Source organism: Streptomyces sp. NPDC001941, assembly GCF_040296945.1.
Lineage (GTDB): Bacteria > Actinomycetota > Actinomycetes > Streptomycetales > Streptomycetaceae > Streptomyces.
The window spans coordinates 1-7,135 of record NZ_JBEOYE010000189.1 but is presented as its reverse complement, the minus strand read 5'-3'; the positions used below and the strand labels follow the sequence as shown (position 1 = coordinate 7,135).

At 74.0% G+C, this 7,135-nt stretch carries 4 protein-coding genes; 3 read left to right on the top strand and 1 reads right to left on the bottom strand.

From position 1 onward, the window contains the following. The first annotated feature begins 397 nt into the window (after nucleotides 1–397). Nucleotides 398–1,897, top strand: coding sequence for a PP2C family protein-serine/threonine phosphatase (locus ABT160_RS45910; RefSeq protein WP_351656082.1), 1,500 nt, complete (start codon nucleotides 398–400; stop codon nucleotides 1,895–1,897). Between the two features lie 86 nt (nucleotides 1,898–1,983). On the opposite strand, the gene ABT160_RS45905 is transcribed toward ABT160_RS45910, so the two are convergent. Further along, on the bottom strand, nucleotides 1,984–3,477 hold the full coding sequence (locus ABT160_RS45905; RefSeq protein ID WP_351656081.1) for a DNA-binding protein NsdB: 1,494 nt from the start codon (nucleotides 3,475–3,477) through the stop codon (nucleotides 1,984–1,986). A gap of 231 nt (nucleotides 3,478–3,708) precedes the next feature. Between ABT160_RS45905 and ABT160_RS45900 the strand changes: the two genes are divergently transcribed. After that, nucleotides 3,709–4,824 carry an aminoglycoside phosphotransferase family protein gene (locus tag ABT160_RS45900; RefSeq protein ID WP_351656079.1) on the top strand — a complete coding sequence of 372 codons (1,116 nt, stop codon included), beginning with the start codon at nucleotides 3,709–3,711 and terminating at the stop codon, nucleotides 4,822–4,824. A 293-nt stretch (nucleotides 4,825–5,117) separates the two neighbouring features. After that, nucleotides 5,118–7,091 carry an N-acetylmuramoyl-L-alanine amidase gene (locus ABT160_RS45895; RefSeq protein WP_502984423.1) on the top strand — a complete coding sequence of 658 codons (1,974 nt, stop codon included), beginning with the start codon at nucleotides 5,118–5,120 and terminating at the stop codon, nucleotides 7,089–7,091. Nucleotides 7,092–7,135 lie beyond the last annotated feature (44 nt).

The window sequence follows — 7,135 nt, the reverse complement described above, 5'->3', positions numbered from 1 at the left end:
GTACGAGGATGACCCTCCGCCTTGCGAGCGCACGCACCAGACGCCGCGGGGCCCGCCCTCCGGGCGGACGGCGCTACTTTCGCAACACGCCCTAGGGCCTCCTGGCCTGAGCGGCTGCCGGCTCGAACGCCCGACGGGCTCGGCGCCCCCCTGGACCGACCGGCCCGTCGCCGGCCGGACGCGCGCGGGTACGGCAGGTCCGTCGTCGAAAGCCGTTTCGGGGACGCCTCCCGGGCGGCCGTCGCCCGGCCTCGCCCTCCGGGCCCTTGGCACATGCCAGAAGCACCACCGTATCGAGTGTTGCCAAATCCCTTACGGGCCCCCGCCGCCTGTGCGAAAGTCGTAACCGGTGCCTTCCCTCGAACTCGGCCGTGCCGCGCCTGCATCGGAGTACGACATGCCGTCCCATCTGTTCGCGGACCGTCCCGCGCCGCAGCCGCCCGAGCGCGGCTCGGTGGACGACCTCATCACGCGGGCGCGCAGCCTGCGCGGTGACGTGGACGCCGTACGCCGCGACTCGATGGACGACGACGACCCCCAGCGCCGCTGGCAGCGCGCCCTCTACGACCTCGCCGTGCACCAGCTCGACGACCTCGGCGCACACCTGGACCAGCTGCGCGAGGACGTGACCGACGGGGACGCCGAACCGCATGGACGGACCGGCGGCGAACCGGCGTACGAGGACGGGCGCCACTCCGCCTACCCCACGCACCGCGCGGCCGGCTCCACCGGCACGGCCGACGCCCCGCGCACCGGCTCGCTGCTCTCGCGGGTGGGCAGCGCCGAGTGGAACCTGCTGACCGACGAGGCGAGTTGGTCCGAGGAGCTGCACCAGATCTTCGGCCGCACCGTCGAGAGCGGTCCGATGACGCTCGACGAACTCCCCGCCGTCGTCTTCGCCGAGGACCAGGGGCGGCTCCAGGCCATGGTCACCGACTGCCTGGTCGACGGGAAACCGATCGACGGCGAGTTCCGCATCGTCCGCGCCGACGGCCGGGTGCGCACCCTGCACATGATGGGCGAGCCCGTCCTGGACGGCGACGGCTGCACCGCCTCGATGTGGGCCGTGCTGCGCGACGTGAGCGAACTGCGGCGCAGCGAGCGGGCCGTGCGCGAGACCCGCGACACCCTCCAGCGCAGCCAGCACGTCGAGCGCACCGAGCGCCGCCTCGCCGTCGAGCTCCAGGAAGCGGTGCTGCCGCCGTGGCGGGGCTCGCTGCGGCTCACCGGCAGCGGCCCCTGGTCGCTGGACCTGGCCGGCCACTTCCTGCCGTCCCACACCAGCGCCCTGATCGGCGGCGACTGGTACGACGCCATCGAACTCCCCGACGGGGACGCCCTGTTGACGGTCGGCGACCTCACCGGGCACGGCGTGGCCGCGACCTCCGCGATGGCGATGCTGCTCGGCGCGCTGCGCGGCATGGCGGTCGCCGGGATCCGCCCGGGCGCCCTGATGGGCCATCTCAACCAGCTCCTGGAGACCTCCGCGCAGCCCGCCCTGGGCAGCGCGCTCTGCTGCCGCTACACCCCCGCCACCGGCACCCTCAGCTGGGCGCAGGCGGGCCACCCCGCCCCGCTGCTGTTCCGCGACGGCGCGGGGCGCGCCATGGGGCGGCCCGACGGCGTCCTGCTCGGCGCCACCACGGGGGCGGTGTACGAGCAGGCCGAGGTCACCCTGCTCCCCGGCGACCTGCTCGTCCTGCACACGGACGGCCTGACCCGCGGCGCCGGGCTCGACGCGTCCGGCACGGAGGGCATGCGCAGGCTGCTCTCGCTGGCACCCCGGTTCGCCGGGGCCCGGGACGCACAGGAGTGCGTACGGGCCGTCGTCGAGGAGCTGGGCGAGATCGAGCGCGAGGACGACGCGTGCGTGATGGTGGCACGGGTCGGGGCTTGAACTCCGCCTCGTAAGAGATGAGTTGACGTAACGGCGTACGGTACCGAGGGCGCCCCCCGGCGGGTTCCGGGCCGGGGCTGGGACCCTCAGATCCGGGCGCCCTGCGCTCTGCGCGACGGCCCCTTGGGCAGCGCCGACTCGATCTCCTCGCGGAGGTCCTGGATCTTCTGGTAGCCGGAGTACTGCGCGGTCAGCCGGTACATCTCGCGCAGCCGGTCCCAGGTGCGGTGCGAGGAGGTCTCCCCCATCGACACCAGCGCCAACCGGGCGTAGCGATCGGCCTGTTCGGGGTCGTCCGCGATGAAGCACGCCGAGGCGAGCGAGATGTAGTCGAAGATCTTCGAGCGCTGCCGCCCGCCCTCGCGCAGCACCAGCGCCTGCTTGGCGTGGCGCTGGGCCGGGCCGGCCGCCGACGGGTCGTGCTCGGCGAGGGTGCGGTAGGCCAGGGCCTGCATGCCGTGCAGGTCCGCCTCGTCGAACATCTGCATCCAGCTCGGCGGCGGCACGTCGCCCCGGTCCGAGACGAACAGGTCCTCCGCCTCGCCCAGGGTCCGCCGCATCGCCTGCCCGTGCCCCATCGACGCCTGTGCCCAGGCCTCGATGGTGTGCAGCATCGCGCGGGTGCGCGGCAGCACCTCGTCGCCGGAGCCCGACTTGGCGAGCTTCATCAGGTCCAGGGCGTCGTCGGGACGGCCCAGGTGGACCATCTGGCGCGCGGCCCGGGAGAGCGCCTCGCCCGCGCGCGGGCGGTCGCCGCCCTCGCGCGCCGCGTGCGCGGCGATGACGAAGTACTTCTGGGCGGTGGGTTCGAGCCCCACGTCGTGGGACATCCAGCCGGCCAGGACGGCCAGGTTGGCGGCGACGCCCCACAGGCGCCGCTGGAGGTGGTCGGGGTGGCGGTAGGAGAGCATGCCCCCCACCTCGTTGAGCTGTCCCACGACGGCCTTGCGCTGCAGACCGCCGCCGCGGGCGGCGTCCCAGGCGCGGAACACCTCCACGGAACGCTCCAGCGCGTCGATCTCCTGCGACCCGATGGGGGCGGCCTCGTAGCGGTCGAACCCAGCGGGGTCGGCGTGCAGGGGATCGTTGACGCGAGGGGCGTCGGATGCGAGTGAGGGGTCGGTGTGCAGCCAGTCGTGCATGGCGCTGGTGAGTGCGGAGCCTGCGGCGAGCGCGGCGCCCGCGCCCACCAAGCCGCGTCGGTTGAGCATGAGGTCCATTCCCGTGAATTCGGTGAGGACCGCAGCCGTACGGTCTGGCGCCCAGGGCAGGCCGTCGGGATTGCTGACGCTCCTGACGCCCTGGCTCTTGCCCGCGCGCGAGGCGCGTACGAACCCGAGGTCCTCGATGGTCACGACACGGCCGAGCCGCTCGGTGAACAGGGCCGCCAGCACCTTCGGTACGGGATCGCGCGGGGTCTCCCCCATGTCGATCCAACGCCGTACCCGGGAGGTGTCGGTCGCCAGCTGCGGGTGGCCCATGGCCGCCGCCTGCCGGTTGACGAGCCTCGCGAGTTCGCCCTTCGACCATCCGGCCAGGCCGAAGAGGTCCGATAGGCGGGTGTTGGGTTGTCCGGTCACGTAAGCCCCCAGGTTCTCGGCTGAGTTGACAGTAGCCCCGCGGCAGATGCGTGGCGACTATTCGCCAGGGTTCGCCAGGGTCCGCCAGATGGTGTGCCACCCGCGCCCGGTGGTCAGGTAAGAAGGCGCCACCCCGACCCGGTTCCCGGAGCTCATTCCCCAGGGTGACACGGTCGCCGGGGCGGGGCAGCGCAACGCTTTCGTCGGCACACGAAGGGATCTGTCTCTCCCATGTACACAGCATCGTCCTCCGTGTCCGCCCCGCCCCGGCCGCACCGACCCGCACAGGTCGGCGGACCCTACCTCGACCCCACCCAGGCGGGCCGGACACGGCGCTGGGCCGGGGCCTCCTCCCCCCAACCGCTCAGCGGGAGGATCGACTTGTCCGGGCCCCAGGGCGCCCAGCTGCGGATGGCCATCGCCTCGGTGCACCGGATCTGCCCGGAGTTCAACCCGGTGCAGGTGCTGCGCCGCAGCGGTCGCTCCGTCCTGCTCGTCGGCACCATGGGGCGGACCACCGCGGTCGCCAAGTGCTTACTGGACGTCTCGCCCGTGTGGGCCGAGAACTTCCGCCACGAGATAGCGTCCTACCGGGCCTTCGTCCGGCACCGTCCGCCGGTGCGGGTGCCGCGCCTGATCGCGGCCGACCCCGAGAACTGCACCCTGGTGATCGAGCGGATGCCGGGACGCGCGGCGGCCCTGACCCGGCACCCGGCCGAGGCCCCGCCGCGGGCCGATCTGCGGGCCGCCCTGGGCGCGATCGCCCGGCTCAACGCCTGGCGCCCGCCGGCCGGTACGTTCGACGCCCCGCTGGACTACGGGCGGCGGATCACCCGGTACCACGAACTCGGACTCTTCACCGACCGCGACCGGGACGACCTGCAGAAGCTGCTGCACGGCCTGGCGCACGCGGGCGGCCGGCAGGCGACCGGGCAGTTCTGCCACGGTGACGCGCTGCTGTCCAACATCCTGCTGTCCCCGGCGGGCCCGGTGCTCGTCGACTGGGAGCACGCGGGCTGGTACCTGCCGGGGTACGACCTGGCGACGCTGTGGTCGGTGCTCGGCGACGCCCCCGTGGCGCGCCGCCAGATCAGCCAGCTGGCGCAGCAGGCGGGCCCGGTGGCGCGGGACGCCTTCCTGGTGAACCTGATGCTCGTGCTGACCCGCGAGATCCGGCAGTACGAGACGGCCGTGCAGCGCACGATGCGGGAGGCCCCGCCCGCGACCGCCCCCGCCCAGCCGGGCGCGGTGTCCTTCGGGGAGGAACAGCGGCTGCTGCTCAGGCGGCTGCACGACGACTGCGCGCTGGCACGGCGGGCCGTGCGCGCTGCGGTCGGCACTCGCTGACCGGCCGACGAGGGGGAAGAGCGCTGCGCCACCGGTGCCGACACACCGGCGGCGCAGCGCTCTGCTGTGTGCCCGGACCCCTCCGCGTACGCCCCGTACGGCCCTCCCCGTACACCCCGTACGGCCCTTCCACTGGTCCACTCCAGTGACGCCTCCCAGGCCCCGGCCCGACGCTCTGACGTGCGAAATCCCTTGGCCGAGTCCGTGATTGACGGATCGTCCGGAAGCCGATACCCCTGTACGGACCCGGTATCTTCGGCCCCTTCGCGCACCACCCGTCACTGGAGGCTGCCTTGCAAGGAACCCCCGTACGACCAGGAGGCGCCCGCAGACGCGTCCTCACCCTCGGCTCCGCCGCCGCGTCGGTGGCGCTGCTGCTCCCGCTCGCCTCGGCGACCCCCTCGTCCACCGCGGAGCTGCCCGCCGCCGGTTCGCTCCAGCGGTCGTTCGACCGGGCCGCCGACGCCTACGGGGTGCCGCGCGACGTGCTCCTCGGCGTCTCGTACCTCCAGTCCCGCTGGGACGGCCACGGCGGGGCGCCCAGCGTCACCGGCGGCTACGGCCCGATGCACCTGACCGACGCCCGCACCGCGCTGGCCTCCGCCCCGCACCACTCCGAGGGGGCCGAGGACGCGCGCGGCGACGCCTCGCGCGCCACCCGCGCCGGCGGGGCGACGGCGGTCCCCGAGGACGCCGCGCTGCCCGCCCGGCTGCGCACCCTGGACCGGGCGGCGAAGCTGTCCGGCCAGTCCGCCGAGGCGCTGCGCACCAGCCCGGACGCGAACATCCGGGGCGGCGCGGCGCTGCTCGCGGCGGCCCAGAAGGAGCTGGGCGGGCCGCTGAGCGACGACGCGGCCGACTGGTACGGGGCGGTGGCGCGGTTCTCCGGCGCGGACGACGCCGCCACCGCGCGGACGTACGCGGACGACGTGTACGACGTGATCCGTTCGGGTGAGAGCCGTACCACCGACAGCGGCCAGGACGTGGCGCTGCGGGCGGTCCCGGGCGTCGCCCCGGACACCGCGCAGGCCGCGCGGCTCGGGCTGCGCACGGCGCCCGCCGGGAAGACCGAGTGCCCGCGCACCGTGGCGTGCGAGTGGATCCCGGCGCCGTACCAGGAGTTCGGCGACGGCGACTACGGCAACCACGACCTGGCGGACCGGCCCGCCTCGCAGAAGATCGACTACATCGTGGTGCACGACACCGAGGGCTCCTACGAGACCACGGTCAAGCTGGTGCAGGACCCGACCTACGTGTCCTGGCAGTACACGCTGCGCTCGTCGGACGGCCACGTCGCCCAGCACGTGGCGCTGAAGGACGTGGCCTGGCACGCGGGCAACTGGTACACCAACGCCAAGTCGGTGGGCCTGGAGCACGAGGGCTTCCTGACCGCGCCGGACGCCTGGTACACGGAGGCGATGTACCGCAGCTCGGCGCGCCTGGTGCGCTACCTGGCGGCGAGGTTCGACATCCCGCTGGACCGGCAGCACGTCCTGGGCCACGACAACGTGCCGGGGCCGCTGGCGGGCAACATCCCGGGCATGCACACGGACCCGGGCCCGTACTGGGACTGGGCGCACTACTTCCAGCTGCTCGGCCGGCCGTTCACGCCGGGTGCCGGGCCGAACGCCGCCGTGGTGACGATCCGTCCGGACTACGCGCGCAACCAGCCCGCGTACACCGGCTGCGCCAAGGCGGGCGAGGCGTGCGCGCCGCACGGCAGCGGCGCGGTGCGGCTGTACACGGCGCCGGACGAGAACGCGCCGCTGGTGAAGGACGTCGGGCTGCGCCCGGGTGGGCAGGACTCCACGATCGACGTCAACGACGTGGGCGCGCGGGCCTCGACGGGCCAGCAGTACGCGGTGGCGGAGCGCCGGGGCGACTGGACGGCGATCTGGTACCTGGGCCAGAAGGCCTGGTTCCAGAACCCGCGGGGGCGGGCGACGGCCGTGGGCGCGCGCGCCCTGGTGGTCACCCCGAAGGACGGCGCGGCCGACGTCCCGGTGTACGGGCGGGCCTACCCGGAGGCGGCGGCGTACCCGTCGGGCGTGCCGGTGCAATCGGTGACCCCGCTGCCGTACAAGCTCCTGGCGGGGCAGCGGTACGTGGCGGGCGGTCCGGCGACCCCGGGCGAGTACTACTACGCACCGGTGTTCGACACCTCCACGCACCGGGTGGTGCGCGGCAAGGAGCTGTACTACGAGATCCAGTTCGGGCACCGGGTGGCCTATGTGAAGGCCTCCGACGTGCGGGTCTCGCGCGCCTAGCGACGGGCCGGGGAGGGGCGCCGCGGTCCGTACGGACCGCGGCG

Bases quoted from the DNA above. Each gene is read 5' to 3' on its own strand.
- ABT160_RS45910 (WP_351656082.1), top strand. From the start codon at position 398: ATGCCGTCCCATCTGTTCGCGGACCGTCCCGCGCCGCAGCCGCCCGAG.
- ABT160_RS45900 (WP_351656079.1), top strand. From the start codon at position 3,709: ATGTACACAGCATCGTCCTCCGTGTCCGCCCCGCCCCGGCCGCACCGA.